This is a genomic window from Herbaspirillum sp. NPDC101396, from assembly GCF_044767365.1.
Lineage (GTDB): Bacteria > Pseudomonadota > Gammaproteobacteria > Burkholderiales > Burkholderiaceae_D > Herbaspirillum.
Map to the genome: position 1 here is coordinate 209,768 of NZ_JBIWNT010000006.1, position 16,082 is coordinate 225,849.

Here is a 16,082-nt window from a genome sequence, read left to right on the forward strand (position 1 = left end):
ATGAACGAGCAGGGCGGTCGCGTCCGCACATTTTTCTTCATCGCGCTGTGTCTCCTGCTCAGCGTGCTGACCACGCTGGCCGGCGTGTGGGCCGGCTTCGCCTTGTGGTATCAGTTGCAGGCGCCGGCGCAGATCCGGACGGTCGCGGTCGTCGTTCTGGCGTTGGCGGTGCTGGCTGCGCTCAATGGTTTGTGGCGGCGACGCTGGTGGCCGCTGCTCGGCTTTGCCGTGCTGTTCGCGGGCATGCTGGGCTGGTGGAGCACGCTCAAGCCCTCGCATGAGCGCGTCTGGGCCGACGACGTTGCACGCCTTTTGCATATCGACATCGACGGCAACCACGCGCGCCTGACCAACGTGCGCAACTTCGACTGGCGCAGCGAGACCGATTACACCGTGCGCTGGGAAACCCGCGACTACGATCTCAACCGCCTGGTCACGGCCGATCTGGTGCTGTCGTACTGGATGGGACCGGCGATTGCGCACACGCTGGTGTCGTTCGGTTTCGACGACGGCCGCTACCTGACGTTTTCGGTGGAGATCCGCAAGGAAAAGGGCGAGAGTTTTTCGGCGCTCGGCGGCTTCTTCCGCAAGTTCGAGACGGTGCTGGTGGCCAGCGACGAGCGCGACATCGTGCGCGTGCGCAGCAATGTACGCGGCGAGGATGTGTATTTCTATCGCCTGCAGGTCGAGCCGGCCACCTTGCGCAAGCTGTTCGTCGGCTATGCCGGTGAAGCCGCCAAGCTCGAACGCGAGCCGGCCTTCTACAACACCCTGACCAGCAATTGCACGACCATCGTGTTCGATCTGGCGCGCGCCATCAATCCGCAATTGCCGTTCGACTATCGCCTGCTGGCTTCAGGCTACCTGGCGGAATACGCCCATGACGTCGGCGGTCTGGCGCCGGGATTCGACTACGCCACGCTGCATGCGCGCGGCCGCATTACCGAGCGTGCGCTGGCGGCAGGGAACGATGCGCGCTTTTCGGAATTGATCCGCGTCGGCATTCCAGGCGTCCCATCCGTAAAAAAATAACTCAGCGCGCCGGCCAGCGTGCCGCGCTGCCCACCGCCGCCGGCATCGCCTCGCGCATGGTGTCGATGAAGTAGCGCAGCCGCGCCGGATAGAAGCGCGCATACGGATAGATGATCGAGACCGGCAGCGGCGCCGCTTCCCACTCGGGCAAGAGCGGCACCAGCCGGCCGTGCTCCATGTGTTCCGCCAGCAGCCAGGCCGAGCCGAGCAGCAGTCCCACGCCTTCGACCGCCGCGTTGGTCAGCGCATACAGGCTGTCGGAACTGAGGCGCGGCTGGAACGCCACCTCGGCGACTTCGCCGGTGACGGTATTTTTCAGCGTGACGTCGCGCCGGTAGAACTGCGGGATCGCCAGCCACGGCATCGCCGCCAGGTCGCGCGGGTGAGCCGGCGCCGGATACTGCGCCAGCAGCGCCGGCGCAATCGCCATCATGCGCGGCACCTCGGCCAGCCGGATTGCCACCACCGAAGGATCGCTGACTTCGCCGACCTGAATCGCGCAGTCAATGCCGTGCGCGATGAAATCGGCGACGCGGTCGTACAGCAGCCATTCCACCGTGATGCCGGGATGGCGCCGCATGAATTCCGCCAGCGGCGCGATCAGTTGCCGTTGCCCGAAGGCATTGGGCACCACTACGCGCAGCGAACCCTCGGCCTCGACGCCGGCGCCGCGCACGTCGAACTGGAAGGATTCCCAACCGGCCAGCAGGTCGAGCGCGCGCTCATAGCAACGCTCGCCGTCCTCGGTCAGCTTCATGGCATGGGTGGAGCGTTGCAACAGACGCACCCCCAGCGAGCGCTCCAGCAGCTGCAGGCGGCGGCTGATGGTCGGCTGCGTGGTGCCGAGCTGGCTCGCAGCAGCCGACAGGCTGCCGGCCTGGACGATGCGCACGAAGGTCTGGATCAGCTCGATGCGGTCGGCGGTGCTGGAAGACGGCGGAAGGGCGGCCGGAGCCGAAAGGGTCGCTTTGCTCATACGTAGAGCGTATAACAATTCTGCATGCGATGCCACTACCGCAGCGCAGCAATGGCGCGCAAACTCCACTCCGTCAAACCAATAAAGGGGTAGCCATCATGTCTTCCATTCAGAACACGCATACAAGTCACAGCGCGGCGGCCGTGCCCGCCGCGCCTGTCAACCAGCTGCCGGCCTCGCTGATGCTGCTGTTGTCGTCCGGCGCCGGCCTGGCCGTGGCCTCGCTGTATTACTCGCAGCCCATGCTGGGCATCCTCGGCGCCGACATCGGCGCCTCCGACCGCGCCATCGGCATGGTGCCGATGCTGACCCAGCTCGGTTACGCGCTCGGCATCCTGCTGCTGGCCCCGCTGGGCGACCGCTACGATCGCCGCCGCATCATCCTGATCAAGGCCGCCGTGTTGACCGGCGCCTTGCTGCTGGCCGGCGCATCCTCGGGTATCGCGGTGCTGCTGGTCGCCAGCCTGGCGATCGGCTTGTCGGCCACGCTGGCGCAGGACATCGTCCCGGCCGCCGCCACGCTGGCTTCGGAGCAACATCGCGGCAAGGTGGTCGGCACCGTGATGACCGGTTTGCTGCTCGGCATCCTGCTGTCGCGCGTGCTGAGCGGCTTCGTCGCCGAGCATTTCGGCTGGCGCAGCATGTTCGTGGCCGCCTCGGTCAGCATCGCCCTGATCGGCGTCGCCGCATGGCGCGGCCTGCCGCGCTTCAAGGCCACCACGCACCTGTCGTACGGCGCCTTGCTGGGCTCGCTCGGCAAGCTGGTGCAAAAGCATCCGGCGCTGCGTCGTGCCGCACTGGCGCAGGGTTTGCTGTCGGTCGGCTTCAGCGCCTTCTGGTCGACGCTGGCGGTGATGCTGCATGCCGCGCCATTCCATCTGGGCAGCGCCGCCGCCGGCGCCTTCGGCCTGGCAGGCGCGGCCGGTGCGCTGGCTGCACCGCTGGCCGGCCGCATCTCGGACAAGAAAGGTCCTGAGCTGGTGACCCGCCTTGGCATCGGCCTGGCGATCCTGTCCTTCGTGGCGATGGCGTTCGGACCGGCCTTCTCGACCAGCGGTCAGTTGTGGTTGCTGGCGCTGGCGGCAATCGGCTTCGACCTCGGCGTGCAGGCCACCTTGGTGGCGCATCAGACCATCGTCTACAGCATCGAACCGGGCGCCCGCAGCCGTCTTAACGCCGTGTTGTTTGTCGGCATGTTCGTCGGCATGGCGGCCGGTGCGGCGCTGGGCAGCCTGCTGCTGGCGCAATGGGGCTGGATCGGCGTGGTCGGTCTGGCAACGGTGGCTTCGCTGGGCGCCTTGCTGGTGCGTTTGCTGCCGGGCAAGAATCGCGACCGTTGAGCGGTTCCATACAGTGGTGAAGCAAGCGCGGCCTTCGGGCCGCGCTTGCGTTTACAACAAAAAACGCCGCTCCGGGCTTGAAGAACCGCGGGCCAGCCTGAAATAAACGGAGCCCCGTTGTAAGATAGGCGGTTGCGCCAAATTACGGCGCCAGGCAATTACATAGGTTCATCATGTCGTCACCAGAAAACATCGAAACAGACGTCGTCATTCCGGAAGAAAACCTGGAATTCGTCAGCTCCTGCGCATTACCGATGCCGTGGGCCACTTTCCAACTGCACGCCTTCGTCGACCACGTTTCCGGCAAGGAACACCTGGCCCTGGTGCTGGGCGACGTCGGCAACGGCGAACCGGTGCTGGCGCGCGTGCATTCCGAATGCCTGACCGGCGACGCCTTGTTCAGCCAGCGCTGCGATTGCGGCGCGCAACTCGAAGCCGCCCTGCGCCGCATCGCCAGGGAAAAGCGCGGCGTGGTGTTTTACCTGCGCCAGGAAGGCCGCGGCATCGGCCTGCTCAACAAGGTGCGCGCCTACCATCTGCAGGACGGCGGCGCCGACACGGTCGAAGCCAACCTGCAGCTGGGCTTCCCGGCCGACATGCGGCGCTACACCATGGTGGTGCCGATGGCCGAACATCTCGGCATCAAGGGCCTGCGCCTGATGACCAACAACCCGCGCAAGGTCAACGCCCTGGTGGAAAACGGCATCGAGGTGCTGGAGCGCGTGCCGCTGGTGGAGAACCGCAATCCGTTCAACATCCGCTACCTGCGCACCAAGGCCACCAAGCTGGGCCATTTGCTGCCGTCGCACGACAATGACTGAAGCGGACCCGCGCATGACACAAACGACCCAAGACACGCCCGCACTGATCCCGATTTCGCTGCTGACCGGTTTTCTCGGCAGCGGCAAGACCACGCTGCTGAACTACCTCGTGGCCCAGCCCGAATTGAAGGACACGCTGGTCATCATCAACGAGTTCGGCGAGATCGGCCTCGACCATCTGCTGGTGGCGCACAGCCAGGATGAAGTCGTGGTCGAGATGAGCAGCGGCTGCCTGTGCTGCACCATCCGCGGCGACCTCAAGAAGACCCTCAAGGACATCACCTGGCGTTTCGCCGAAGGCGGCAAGCGCAAGTTCAACCGCGTCATCATCGAGACCACCGGACTGGCCTCGCCGATCCCGATCCTGCACACGCTGATGACCGACAATTTCATCGCGTCGAAATACCGGCTCGACGGCGTCATTACTACCGTCGACGCCGTCAACGGCAACCAGACGCTGGACAACCATATCGAAGCGGTGCAACAGGCCGCGGTCGCCGACCGCTTGCTGTTGACCAAGAGCGATTTGGCCGATGCATCCGCGTTGCAGGATCTGCAGGCGCGCCTGCAGCAGATCAATCCGGGTGCGCAGCAAATCCTGTCGCAGCAAGGCCAGGTGGCGCCGCAGCAACTGCTCGACGCCGGCCTGTTCCGCGCCGCCGACAAGACCCCCGACGTCGAACGCTGGCTCAGCGAAGAAGCGTACGAGCCGCCGCATGCGCACGACCACGATCATGCGCACGGCCATCATCACCACGGTCACGACCACGGTCACGACATCAACCGCCACGACGATCACATCCGCGCCTTCTGCTTCAGTTTCGACCAGCCGATCGCGCCGCATCTGTTCGACGAATGGCTGAGTCTGCTGGTCGGTTTCAAGGGCCAGAACATCCTGCGCATCAAGGGCATCATCAATCTCGAGGGCGAAGACAAGCCGACCGTGATCCATGGCGTGCAGCACATCTTCCACCCGACCGTGACGCTGCCTGCCTGGCCGTCGGAAGACCGCCGCACGCGCATCGTGTTCATCACCAAGGACATCGAGCGCGCCACCATCGAACGTTCCTTCAAGGCATTCATGCAGGCGCAGGCGATCGAGCAAGAACAACGGCAGACTAGGGCCTGATAACAACCCTTCGGGAACGGTTGCAGGCGTCGCCTGCCGAAGTTGCAACTCCAAGGTGTTGCAACTTCGGTAGCACCGCTACGACGCGTCGCTGCGCCCAGGCAGTCAACGCCTGCCGCGCGTTCGCATTCGTAAATTGATTGTTAACAGGCCCTAAGGCAAGCACGCTGCGTGGTAAAAATGCCGCAGTTGCAGCATTGCGCCTGTCAGTAAACTTTCCTGCAGGACACAACAGCGCGCCGCATTTTGTGGCGCGTTTTGCATTGCGGCGCGCCCCGTTCTGGTGAGGTGCTGCGCCGGCCCGGAGTTTTCTCTGTAGGACAGCCCTGCGCAGTTTTAGTGAAGCCTTCCGGCGCTCCCATCGCGGTAAACTTTCCTTCAATAAAGTTGGAAAAAAATTAATCAATAATGCGTCTGCGCAGAGGGTGGCGCGTTTATGATGGCTTCATACCGGTCACGAAAAATGTCATCCCCGCATGTACAAAGCGATCAAACGCGTAGGAGCCTCGATCTCGGTGTCGCTGACACTGGTCATCGGCTTTGGCGTGACCGCCTTGCTGTTCCTCGCGACATGCAAGCTGGAAGATGATGCCTTCAATCTCGACTTCGAGCGGCGCGCGCTGCTGCGCGTGACCACGCTGCAACGCGGACTGGAAGAAGCGGTACAGGTGCTGACCGTCATCAACCGCCTGTTCGCCACCGTCGACAATCCCACCCGCGAGCAATTCCACACCTTCACCGCGCCGTTGATCGAGAAGTACTCGCACGTGCAGGCGTTCAGCTTCCAGCGCTTCGTCACACGCGGCGAGCGCGCCGGTTTCGAGAACGCCATGCAGGCGCGCTACCCCGGGTTCGGCATCAGCGCGCTGGTGGAAGGCAAGACTGTGCCTTCGCCGATCCGCGAGCGCTACCTGGTGGTCGACTACCTCGAACCGCTGCAAGGCAACCGTCCCGCGCTCGGCCTCGACATGTCGGCCAACGCCACCGTCATGCAGGCGCTGCAGCAAGCCATCGACAGCGGCAAGCCGGTATCGACCGGCGCGTTCCGGCTTGCTCAGGCATCCACCAATGAACGCGGCCTGCTGGTGCTGATGCCGGTGTACCGCGCCGGCATGCCGCTCGACACCCTGGCGCAGCGCCAGGCGGCGGTGATCGGCGACACCACGGCGGTGTTCCATGCACGCGTGTTGCTGCAACGGATTTTCAGTGCGGTCGGCCCGCTGCGCCGCGAAGACGTCGACGTCAGCGTCTACATCGGCGAGCACGCCGATCCGGCCGACCTGGTCTACCGCAGCGACAGCACCGCCGCCAAAACATTGCTGCCGTCGTGGCTCGGTTACCGCAAGCCGGTGCGCATCCGCCGCACCTTCAACATCGCCGGCCAGCCCTGGCATCTGGAAGCCAAATCGGCGCCGATCCCGCTGACCGCCAATCATTCCAGCTCGCTGCTGATCCTCGGCGCCGGTACCTTGCTCACGCTGCTGGCGGCGGCCTATTTGTACACGCTGTCGATGCGCTCGCGGCGCATCCAGCGCACCGTCGACGAACGCACCGCCGAGCTGCGCCTGACCAATGTGCTGCTCAAGGAAGACATTCAGGCGCGCCAGCAGGCTGAGCACGCGCTGCAGCTGCGCCAGCGCGCCATCGAAGCGAGCGCCAACGCCATCATCATCATGCAGGCGACTGCGCCCGACTACCCGATCGAATACGTCAATCCGGCGTTCGAGCGCATCACCGGCTACAGCGCCGGCGAAGTGATCGGGCACAGCATCCGCCTGCTGGAAAGCGACAACGCCGATGGCCATGCCCACGGTTTCGAGGAAATCTGGAGCGCCATGCGCGAGCAGCGCGAAGGCAACGTCGTGCTGCGCAACCACAACAAGAGCGGCGCCGAGGTATGGAACGATCTGTACATCGCGCCGGTGAAGAGCGAACAAGGCACGGTCACGCATTTCGTCGCGGCGCTGTACGACATCACGTCGATGAAGCGCTACGAAGCGGAACTGGAATTCCAGGCCAACCGCGACGTCCTGACCGGCCTGGTCAACCGCAACATGCTGCGCAAGGTGCTGGAAGAAGCGATGGCCTACGCCGAGCGTTACCAGCGTTCGCTATGGGTGGTGTTCGTCGATCTCGACCGCTTCAAGTTTGTCAATGACACGCTCGGCCACAAGGCCGGCGACCTGCTGCTGAAAACCATCGCCGGCCGCCTGCGCGCCGCGGTGCGCGACACCGACACCATTGCACGGCTGGGCAGCGACGAGTTCGTCATCGTCATGTCCGAGTACACCGGCATCGGCCTCGACACGCGCCACTTGCATCGCATCCAGGAAGCCGTGGCGGCGCCGATGACGATCGAAGGCCATACCTTCTTCCCGACCTGCAGCATCGGCGTGGCGGCTTATCCCGATGACGGCCGCGAAGCCGAGGTGCTGGTCAAGCACGCCGACATCGCGATGTATCGCGCCAAGCAAAGCGGCCGCGACAACTATCAGTTCTACACGCCGGCCATGAACGCACAGGCGCTGGAGCGCTTGCGCATCGAAGGAGATTTGCGCATCGCGCTGGAGCGTAATGAATTCCTGCTGCATTACCAGCCCAAGATCAATCTGCGCAGCGGCCGCATCGTCGGCATGGAGGCGCTGATTCGCTGGAACCATCCGGAGCTGGGCATGGTGTCGCCCGCGCGCTTCATCAGCCTGGCCGAAGAGACCGGCCTGATCCTGCCGATCGGCTCATGGGTGATCCGCACCGCCTGCGCACAGGCGCGCGCATGGCAGGAAGCCGGGCTGGGAAATCTGCGCGTCTCGGTCAATCTGTCGGTGCGCCAGTTCGTGCAGAAGGACCTGGTCTCGTCGATCGCCAAGGTGTTGCAGGAGACCGGGCTGGACGCTGATTTCCTTGAACTGGAACTGACCGAGAGCCTGGTGATGACTGACGTCGAACACGCCATCGGCATCCTGCGCGAACTCAAGGACCTCGGCGTGCATCTGTCGATCGACGACTTCGGCACCGGCTATTCAAGCTTGTCTTACCTGAAGAAATTCCCGATCGACGTGCTCAAGATCGACAAGTCCTTCGTGCGCGACATCACGCTCGACGCCGACGATGCGGCGATCACGGTGTCCATCATTTCGCTGGCGCACAGCCTCAAGCTGCACGTGATCGCGGAAGGCGTGGAAACCGAGGAGCAGCTGTCCTACCTGCGCCAGCACGGCTGCGACGAGATGCAGGGTTATCTGTTCAGCCCGCCGGTGCCGGCCGAGCGCTTCGCCGAGCTGCTGCAGGAAAAGAACGACACGCTCGTCACCACGCTGGAGTTCAGCGCGCGCTGAATCCGGCCATCCGCTTCTTCTTCTTCTTCTTCTTCTTCTTCTCGCCTAGATCTCGACCACCAGTTGCGGATTGAAGGCCGGATTCTCCCACTCAACATCTTCCAATGTCGCCGCCTGCTTCAGGTTGAGCGCATAGCCGCGCGGGTTGGTCACGACGCGGCAGCCTGCCACCGTGTAATCGAAACTGTCATGTACATGGCCGTGCACCCACAGATCCGCCTGCGCCAGCAGCGGCGTCAGATCGCTGATGAAGCCGGGGTTCAGCGCCGAGCCGGCGAAGCGCTCATGGATGGATTGCGGATGCGGACCATGGTGCGTGATCACCACGGTCTTGCCGTCGAAAGGCTGCGCCAGTTGCTGCTCCAGCCAGGTGCGCGAACGCCGGTGCAATTGCAAGGCATCCTGCGGCGTGAACAACGCGCCGCCCGGCATGGTGATCACGCGATGGTCGAACAGGATCTTGCCGGCTTGTTCCATCGCCGCGTCCAGCGTCAGCGATGGCGTCCCTTCTTGTTGCAGGGCATAGTCGGTCCACAGGCAGCAGCCGAGGAAGCGTATGCCGTCTTCCATCACAACCGAATTTTCGAGATGCCGCACGCGCCCGTCCGAGGCTTGCGCGCTGCGGCCGATATCTTCGACCACTTGCGGGTACTGTGCGTCATAGGCCTCGTGGTTGCCGTGCACATACAGCACCGGCACCGGCCAGCCGGCGAAGGCGGCAATCGCTGCATCGCCATTGTGGATGTCGCCGGCGATGATCAGCAGGTCGGCGTCGGTCGGCTCTATGGCGCGATAGCCGGGGAACGACGGCGTCATGCGTTCGAGATGCAGGTCGGAGGCGATCTGGATTTTCATGCGAAAGAAATTCCTCAATGTGCGATCCACGCCAGGATCAGCGAGATCGTGAGCAGCGACGTGGTGGTGGAAATCAGGATGGCGCGCGACATCAATGCCGCTTCGCGCCGGTACAGCTCGGCCAGCATGAACGGGCCGGTGCCGATCGGCATGGCCGACAACAGCAGCGCGGTGTCGGCCCACATCTTCGGCAGCGGCAAAATCCAGTAGGCGAACAATGCCGTGATGGCCGGATGCAGCAGCAACTTGAAGCCGACCAGCAGGCTCACCGAACCGGTCTGCTTATTGTCGATCGGCTGCGCCAGGAACAGGCCCAGCGACACCAGCGCACAGGGACTGGCGGCGGCGCCCAGCAGCTTGAACAATTGCTGCACGCCGGTCGGCAAGACATAACCGCCGGCCGCCACCAGGCTGCCGAGGATCGGCGCGATCAGGATGGGATTGCGGATCAGCGAATTGCCGGTCTTGAGCAGGCTGCGGCCGATGTGCTTTTCGGCGTGCAGGCAGATTTCCAGCAGCACGATGGCGATGGCGAACAGCAGGCAGGCCGTCATCACCATGGCGATCACGGCCGGCGGCATGCCGTCGCGGCCGAAGGCCAGCAGGCACAGCGGAATGCCGATGAAGCCGACGTTGGCGTACGACGTGCCGAGGCTGTCGATGATGATGTCGCCGGCCGCCGCGCCCTGGCGATACTTGATCCAGGCGGTCAGCACGAACACTACCGCAATGCCGATGGCGAACACGGCGATAAAGCGCAGGTTGCTGAAGTCGGCCGGCGTCAGCCGCGCAATCGAGTCGAACAGCAGCGCCGGCAAGCCCAGGTAGATGACGAAGCGGTTCAGCTCGCTGGCGGCGTTGACGCTGAGGATATTGCGCTTGCGGCACAAATAGCCGAGGAAGATCAGCGCAAAGACCGGGAAGACGACATTGAAGATGGCGAGCATGAAGTGAACGCAGGGCGGCTGGCTGCATGGATGACGGGTGCGGACGATTTTAAAGGGTTTTGCCGCACCCGGTTTTTCCACCGCCGCGCAAGTACCTTGCGAGTACTGCGCGCACTGCGTTTCTACACGCCTGCTTTCAGCTGAGCGCCGCCGTCAGCATGCCCGGGCTGTTATCGGCCGGCTTGTCGTTGATGGCGAAGTGCAGCAGCGCCGCCAGCAAGCCGGCCGCCACCGTCGCGCTCCACACCATCGTGTACGAACCGGTCAGGTCGAACATGTAGCCGCCCAGCCAGGCGCCAAGGAAGGAGCCGATCTGGTGGCTCAGGAAGCACACGCCGAACAGCGTGCCGAGGTGGCGCGTGCCGAACACCTTCGCCACCAGTCCGCTGGTCAGCGGCACCGTGCCCAGCCAGGTCAGGCCCATCACGGCCGCGAACACCATCACCGAGGCGCTGGTCTTGGGCAGCGCCAGGAACGCGGCGATGGCGCCGCTGCGGATCAGGTACAGCCAGCCCAGCACATACTGCTGGCGGAAGTGTCCGCCCAGCCAGCCGCAACCCCAGCTGCCGGCCATGTTGAACAGGCCGATCAGCGCCAGCGCCGTCGCCCCCAGCCCGAGCGGCATGTGGCACAGGGTCAGGTAGCCGGGCAGGTGGGTGCCGATGAAGGCCAGCTGGAAACCGCAGGTGAAGAAGCCGATGGTCAGCAGGCGATAGCCGCGGTGGCGACCGGCCAGGGCCAGCACTTCTTTCAGCGACGACGTGGCCGGTTCGGCGACAGTGTGCACTGCAGATGCAGAGGATTTCTTGCGACCCCGATCCAGGATCAGCCCGGCCGGCGCAATCGCCAGCGCGATGGCGGCCAGCACGAACAGCGAGACCGACACGCTTGCGCTTTCACGCACCGTCTGTGCCAGCGGCACCAGCAACACCTGGCCGAGCGAACCGCCGGCGCTGGCGATGCCCATCGCCATGCTGCGCTGCTGCGGCGTGGCGACGCGGCCGACCGAGGCCAGCACCACGCCGAAGCTGGTGCAGCTGATGCCGATGCCGACCAGCAGGCCCAGCCCGATGATCAGCAGCAGGCCGGACGGCGCCACCGCCGCCAGCGCCAGGCCGGCGGCAAAAGTGACGGCGCCGAACGCCACCACCGGCGTGGCGCCGTAACGGTCGGCAGCGGCGCCGGCGAACGGCTGCGCGAAGCCCCACACCAGATTGTGCAAAGCGATGGCGAAGGCGATCACCGTCACCGGCAAGCCGCGATCGTAGGAAAACGGATTGATGTACAGACCGAAGGTCTGGCGCGTGCCCATGACGACGCTGAGCACCAGTGCGGCAGCGATGACGACCCACAGCGCGGGATTGCCGGCGCGGGAAAGGGGAGCCGGGGTTGGCTCGATTGGCCCGATGGATGCTGACATGATGGATGTCTCCGTTGCGATCACAGAACCGCACATTAGCAGCGGCGCAATCCGGCGACAAAGGAAAGGATTTTGACGATGAGTGAGCGGGGCTCACTCATGCCGCGCACCCTCGTTCAGTGAGGTGAATCCGCGTGCGCCGCCCCCTGCGCCTCGGCCAGCAGCCAGCGCCGGAATCCGACCACGTCGGCACGCTCAGGGGCGTCCTCGGCACTGACCAGCCAGTAGGCCGTTTCGGCGTCGACCAGTCCGGTGTGCAGCTCCTTGCTCAGCTCCACCAGAACGCCGCTGGCGAGATCGCGGTCGACCAGCGGACGCCGGCCGAGCGCCACGCCGAGGCCGCTGATGGCCGCTTCGAAAGCCAGCTGGATGGTGTCGAGATGCAAGCCGCGAAGGGCGTCGACGCCGCCGGCGCCGGTAGGTGTGCCGGTGCGGGCGAGCCAGGTTTGCCAGTCTTCGCTGGCCTGGGTGACGTGGATCAGCGTGGCGCGGCGCAGGTCGATTTTGCCGTCGTGTCCGCGCAGGCTGTCGCGACAAGCAGGACTGCAGACCGGCACCAACTGCTCGCCGAACAGTTTGCGCCATGCCGGATCGGCGACCGGCGCGCGGCTCATGCGGATGGCGAAATCGAAGCCGTCGGTCGGCAGATTGACCTGGCGCGGCGAGGTGTCTACGGTGACGTTGGTGTCCGGCCACAGCGTGCGGAAATCCTGCAGGCGCGGCAGCAGCCAGCGCGACGCCAGCGTCGGCGCGCAGCTCACCGAGATGCTGCGGCCGTGGCGGTCGGGCAGGCGTTGGGTGCCGGTGGCGATCAGCTCGAAGGCCTTGGAGATGTAGCGCAGGTAATCGGCGCCGGCCGGGGTCAGCGTCAGGCGGCGCGGCGCGCGGATGAATAATTCCACGCCCAGGGTTTGTTCGAGGCTGACGATGCCGTGGCTGACGGCGCTGGGAGTGACGTTGAGTTCGGCGGCGGCGAGCTTGAAACTCTGGTGGCGGCCGGCGGCTTCAAAGAAGCGCAGGGAAGAAAGCGGTGGCAGGCGAAGCGGCATGACAGGTGTCCCCAACGGCGGTCTGGCGGAGGCGAAGGTGATAGACCCGGCCGGCGCCTGCCGCAACGTGATGGAGGGACAGCGTATCATATTGCTGCTGCGGCCGATGGCCGCTCCCGAACCGTGAATGCCTGCATGACTTCAGTCGCTTTTCCCTCCGCCGGTTTTACCGATGACGCTTTGCGTGGGCATTGGTGCGGGCATGCGATTTATACAATTTTGCAGACCGGTTACAGCAATGCTTTCCTGCAAGCCTGGGCGGCGTTGCGCGAGCAGGCCGGCCGTGCCGATGGCGCTGATGCTCCGCAGCGGCTGCACTATGTGCTGATCGATGCTGCACCGCCGACGGCGCAGCAATTGCGTGTGATGGCGCCGACCAATGCACTGGCCGACCAACTGGCCAACGCCTGGCCGCCGTTGACGCCCGGCTATCACCGGTTGTTGCTGGAGCAGGGCCGCGTGGTGCTGACCCTGATTATTGGTGACATCGCTGCGAGCCTGGCGCAGCTCGATGCACGGGTTGATCTGTTCCTGTTGCATGACGATGCCATGTGGACCGCGCCGCAGTTGAAACGACTGGCGCGACTGGCTACGCCGCGCGCGCAATTGCGCGTGGGCGCGTGGCATGCGACATCCATCGAGTTGGTTGCCGCAGGTTTCACGGCCGATGAAGACGACAAGTCGGTCGCGCATTTCACCCCACGCTGGAAGGTAACCGAGCGCGCCGTTCCGCAAGACCGCCACGCGCTCGTGATCGGCGCCGGCCTGGCCGGCAGCGCCGTCTGCGAGGCGCTGTCCGCGCGCGGCTGGCAGGTGACGCTGCTCGAGCGGCATGCGCACGCCGCGCAGGAGGCCTCCGGCAATCTTGCCGGTGTCTACATGCCGGCGATTTCACGCGACGACAATCCGGCCGCGCGCCTGACGCGGGCGGCCTTCCTGTTTGCGCAGCAGGCGTGGGCCCGCGCCGGCGTGTTTGACGATGAGCAAAAGAACGGCAAAGCCTGCGGCGTGCTGCAGGTCGCGCGCGACACTGAACAGGCCGAGGCATTCGTGCAGGCGGCGCGACACTGGAATTATCCGCATGACTACGCGCAGTGGTTATCGGCAGAGGAAGCAAGCTCACGGCTCGGCATGCCGACCGGCAGCGGCTGGTTCTTTCCACGCGGCGGCTGGCTGCGTCCGGCGGCGGTGTGCGACGCCATGCTGCGTGCCTGCGGTGATCGCCTGCAACGTCGCTTCGCCAGCGAAGTCAGCACTTTGCACCGCGCCGACGGCCAATGGCAGGCGCTCGCCGCCGACGGCGCCGTCATCGCCGCAGCACCGGTGGTCATCCTAGCCACCGGCATACAGTCGGCCGCACTGGAGCAGGCGGCCGCGTTGCCGCTGCAGGCGATACGCGGACAGGTCAGTCATTTGCCGGCGGCGTCGTTGCCGGACTTGCCGTTCGTGCTGTGCGGCGACGGTTACCTGACCGGCGCAGTCAATGGGTTGATCAGCGTCGGTGCAAGTTATGATCGCGACGATCACGATACGGCCTTGCGCGCCGACAGCCACGCCGGCAATCTCGACAAGTTGCGGGAATTGCTGCCGGGTGTGTCGCCTGAGATCGACCCGGATACCTTGCCGGGACGCGTCGGTTTCCGCTGCGTCTCGGCCGACCGGTTGCCGCTCGTGGGCGCCTTGCCTGATCAGGAAAAACTCGCGGCGGGCGGCGAAGTCCAGCTGCGCGATGCCCCGCGCTGGCCGCAGCTGTACGGCTTGCTGGCTTACGCCTCGCGCGGACTGATCTGGGCGCCGCTGGCGGCCGAGATCGTGGCCTGCGCGCTGGAGGACGAACCGGCGCCGCTCGGCAAGGACTTGCTGGCCTTGCTGGATCCGGCGCGATTTGCGCTCAAGGCGCACAGGAAGAATTAAGCACAGGAAAATCCAAGTACAGGGAGAGCCGCATCATGTTGGCAGACGCGCAATTCGACATCACTTCCGTGGCCGCGCTGGAGGCGCTGTTCGGCCAGCCGGCCCAGGCTTCGCTGGCCAAGGAACTGGACCACATCAATGACCACTACCGCCGCTGGATCGCAGCCTCGCCGTTCCTGGCGCTGGCGACGGTGGGCGAGGGCGGCCTCGATTGTTCGCCGCGCGGCGATCCGCGCGGTTTCGTCGACGTGGTTGATGCGCATACGGTGGTGATTCCGGACCGGCGCGGCAACAACCGCATCGACAGCCTGCGCAACCTGGTGGCCGATCCGCGTGTGGCGCTGCTGTTCCTGATTCCGGGCCAGGGCGAGACGCTGCGCATCAACGGCCGCGCCCGCATCAGCAGCGATCCGGCCCTGCTGGCGCGCTATGCGGTGGACGGCAAAGCGCCGCGCGTGGCGCTGGTGGTGGCGGTGGAAACGGTGTTCTTCCAATGCTCGCGGGCGGTGGTGCGCGCGGGTTTGTGGGATGCCGCGCGCCACGTCGAAAAGGGCAGCCTGCCGACGCCGGGGCAGATCCTCGAACAGGCCAGCCGCGCCGCCATTGATGGCGCCGCTTATGACAGTGCGTTGCCGGAGCGGGTGCGCACGACCTTGTATTGATCTTCTGAAATACGTCCTGAAGAATAAAAAAAGGCCTGCAGTAAAAGCAGGCCTTTCTTCTTTCTTCATGGGTGATGCCGACTCAACGACCCCAGCCGCCGCGGTTGAAGCGCCAGCCGTCCGGTTCCTGGTGCCAGCCCGGCGGCGCGTAATGGCGACCGCGACGTACGCGTTCCCAATGACCGCCGACCCAGACGTGGCGATGGCCGTTCCAGGCCCAGTAGCCCGGCGCCCAGACGTAGCCGCGGCGCGGCGGCGGCATGCGTTCATAGCGCGGCGGTGGCGGCGGCGTGCCGATGCGAATGTCGACCGAGGTGCGTGCCTGCGCTTGCGCGACCGGCGCCACCAGGACCGATGAGGCTGCGCCGGCGGCGATGACGACGGCGAGGATGATGTTCTTGTAACGCATGATGTGCTCCCTTGTGAAGCGACGTGTGCAAGCATGTCGCGATGGCTTCAATGTAGATCAGGGTGCGCGCGGCAACTGTAATTTTGTGTTTCGCCGCAGGCGCGAAACCGCAAAACGGAAACGCCTCGAAACAAATTCGCCTTCAGCCGTCTGTCAGATATAAGCAACTGTCGCAGGTCGTTACGGCGTTTCG

General features: G+C 64.9%; 13 protein-coding genes. 7 read left to right on the forward strand and 6 right to left on the reverse strand.

Features of this window, described 5'->3' with window-relative positions; all coding sequences use genetic code 11:
* Complete coding sequence (locus ACIROY_RS20990; protein ID WP_402343963.1) at nucleotides 1-1,032, forward strand: DUF4105 domain-containing protein; 1,032 nt, start codon at nucleotides 1-3, stop codon at nucleotides 1,030-1,032.
* A 1-nt stretch (nucleotide 1,033) separates the two neighbouring features.
* On the opposite strand, the gene ACIROY_RS20995 is transcribed toward ACIROY_RS20990, so the two are convergent.
* Nucleotides 1,034-2,008 (reverse strand): LysR substrate-binding domain-containing protein, encoded by a 975-nt coding sequence (locus tag ACIROY_RS20995; RefSeq protein ID WP_402343966.1) that lies wholly within the window; start codon nucleotides 2,006-2,008, stop codon nucleotides 1,034-1,036.
* Nucleotides 2,009-2,106: 98 nt separating this feature from the next.
* Between ACIROY_RS20995 and ACIROY_RS21000 the strand changes: the two genes are divergently transcribed.
* The 4 genes from ACIROY_RS21000 (at nucleotide 2,107) to ACIROY_RS21015 (ending at nucleotide 8,633) form a co-directional block, all read left to right on the forward strand.
* A complete protein-coding gene (locus tag ACIROY_RS21000; protein WP_402343969.1) occupies nucleotides 2,107-3,348 on the forward strand; it encodes an MFS transporter in 1,242 nt (413 codons plus the stop codon).
* Between the two features lie 173 nt (nucleotides 3,349-3,521).
* On the forward strand, nucleotides 3,522-4,169 hold the full coding sequence (gene ribA, locus ACIROY_RS21005) for a GTP cyclohydrolase II (protein ID WP_402277861.1): 648 nt from the start codon (nucleotides 3,522-3,524) through the stop codon (nucleotides 4,167-4,169).
* Between the two features lie 13 nt (nucleotides 4,170-4,182).
* Complete coding sequence (locus tag ACIROY_RS21010) at nucleotides 4,183-5,298, forward strand: CobW family GTP-binding protein (RefSeq protein ID WP_402343972.1); 1,116 nt, start codon at nucleotides 4,183-4,185, stop codon at nucleotides 5,296-5,298.
* Nucleotides 5,299-5,774: 476 nt separating this feature from the next.
* Nucleotides 5,775-8,633 carry an EAL domain-containing protein gene (locus ACIROY_RS21015; protein WP_402343975.1) on the forward strand — a complete coding sequence of 953 codons (2,859 nt, stop codon included), beginning with the start codon at nucleotides 5,775-5,777 and terminating at the stop codon, nucleotides 8,631-8,633.
* Between the two features lie 45 nt (nucleotides 8,634-8,678).
* On the opposite strand, the gene ACIROY_RS21020 is transcribed toward ACIROY_RS21015, so the two are convergent.
* The 4 genes from ACIROY_RS21020 to ACIROY_RS21035 all read right to left on the reverse strand — a co-directional run bounded on the left by ACIROY_RS21020 (nucleotide 8,679) and on the right by ACIROY_RS21035 (nucleotide 12,904).
* Nucleotides 8,679-9,488, reverse strand: coding sequence for a metallophosphoesterase (locus ACIROY_RS21020; RefSeq protein WP_402343978.1), 810 nt, complete (start codon nucleotides 9,486-9,488; stop codon nucleotides 8,679-8,681).
* Nucleotides 9,489-9,502: 14 nt separating this feature from the next.
* A complete protein-coding gene (locus tag ACIROY_RS21025) occupies nucleotides 9,503-10,435 on the reverse strand; it encodes an AEC family transporter (RefSeq protein WP_402343981.1) in 933 nt (310 codons plus the stop codon).
* 136 nt (nucleotides 10,436-10,571) lie between these two features.
* Nucleotides 10,572-11,855, reverse strand: a complete 1,284-nt coding sequence (locus ACIROY_RS21030) for an MFS transporter (RefSeq protein WP_402343984.1) — start codon at nucleotides 11,853-11,855, stop codon at nucleotides 10,572-10,574.
* Between the two features lie 116 nt (nucleotides 11,856-11,971).
* A complete protein-coding gene (locus ACIROY_RS21035) occupies nucleotides 11,972-12,904 on the reverse strand; it encodes a LysR substrate-binding domain-containing protein (RefSeq protein ID WP_402277855.1) in 933 nt (310 codons plus the stop codon).
* 135 nt (nucleotides 12,905-13,039) lie between these two features.
* Between ACIROY_RS21035 and mnmC the strand changes: the two genes are divergently transcribed.
* Together mnmC and ACIROY_RS21045 are read left to right on the forward strand one after the other, a co-directional pair.
* On the forward strand, nucleotides 13,040-14,818 hold the full coding sequence (gene mnmC / locus ACIROY_RS21040; RefSeq protein WP_402343987.1) for an FAD-dependent 5-carboxymethylaminomethyl-2-thiouridine(34) oxidoreductase MnmC: 1,779 nt from the start codon (nucleotides 13,040-13,042) through the stop codon (nucleotides 14,816-14,818).
* 35 nt (nucleotides 14,819-14,853) lie between these two features.
* Nucleotides 14,854-15,480 (forward strand): pyridoxamine 5'-phosphate oxidase family protein, encoded by a 627-nt coding sequence (locus ACIROY_RS21045; RefSeq protein ID WP_402277853.1) that lies wholly within the window; start codon nucleotides 14,854-14,856, stop codon nucleotides 15,478-15,480.
* Between the two features lie 82 nt (nucleotides 15,481-15,562).
* Here the strand turns inward: ACIROY_RS21045 and ACIROY_RS21050 are convergent, their stop codons facing one another.
* Nucleotides 15,563-15,889, reverse strand: a complete 327-nt coding sequence (locus ACIROY_RS21050; protein WP_402277852.1) for a YXWGXW repeat-containing protein — start codon at nucleotides 15,887-15,889, stop codon at nucleotides 15,563-15,565.
* Nucleotides 15,890-16,082 lie beyond the last annotated feature (193 nt).

Excerpts from the sequence above, each read along its gene's own strand:
- ACIROY_RS20990 (WP_402343963.1), top strand. The coding sequence starts at position 1 with ATGAACGAGCAGGGCGGTCGCGTCCGCACATTTTTCTTCATCGCGCTG.
- ACIROY_RS20995 (WP_402343966.1), bottom strand. The coding sequence starts at position 2,008 with ATGAGCAAAGCGACCCTTTCGGCTCCGGCCGCCCTTCCGCCGTCTTCC.
- ACIROY_RS21000 (WP_402343969.1), top strand. The coding sequence starts at position 2,107 with ATGTCTTCCATTCAGAACACGCATACAAGTCACAGCGCGGCGGCCGTG.
- ribA (WP_402277861.1), top strand. The coding sequence starts at position 3,522 with ATGTCGTCACCAGAAAACATCGAAACAGACGTCGTCATTCCGGAAGAA.
- ACIROY_RS21010 (WP_402343972.1), top strand. The coding sequence starts at position 4,183 with ATGACACAAACGACCCAAGACACGCCCGCACTGATCCCGATTTCGCTG.
- ACIROY_RS21015 (WP_402343975.1), top strand. The coding sequence starts at position 5,775 with ATGTACAAAGCGATCAAACGCGTAGGAGCCTCGATCTCGGTGTCGCTG.
- ACIROY_RS21020 (WP_402343978.1), bottom strand. The coding sequence starts at position 9,488 with ATGAAAATCCAGATCGCCTCCGACCTGCATCTCGAACGCATGACGCCG.
- ACIROY_RS21025 (WP_402343981.1), bottom strand. The coding sequence starts at position 10,435 with ATGCTCGCCATCTTCAATGTCGTCTTCCCGGTCTTTGCGCTGATCTTC.
- ACIROY_RS21030 (WP_402343984.1), bottom strand. The coding sequence starts at position 11,855 with ATGTCAGCATCCATCGGGCCAATCGAGCCAACCCCGGCTCCCCTTTCC.
- ACIROY_RS21035 (WP_402277855.1), bottom strand. The coding sequence starts at position 12,904 with ATGCCGCTTCGCCTGCCACCGCTTTCTTCCCTGCGCTTCTTTGAAGCC.
- mnmC (WP_402343987.1), top strand. The coding sequence starts at position 13,040 with ATGACTTCAGTCGCTTTTCCCTCCGCCGGTTTTACCGATGACGCTTTG.
- ACIROY_RS21045 (WP_402277853.1), top strand. The coding sequence starts at position 14,854 with ATGTTGGCAGACGCGCAATTCGACATCACTTCCGTGGCCGCGCTGGAG.
- ACIROY_RS21050 (WP_402277852.1), bottom strand. The coding sequence starts at position 15,889 with ATGCGTTACAAGAACATCATCCTCGCCGTCGTCATCGCCGCCGGCGCA.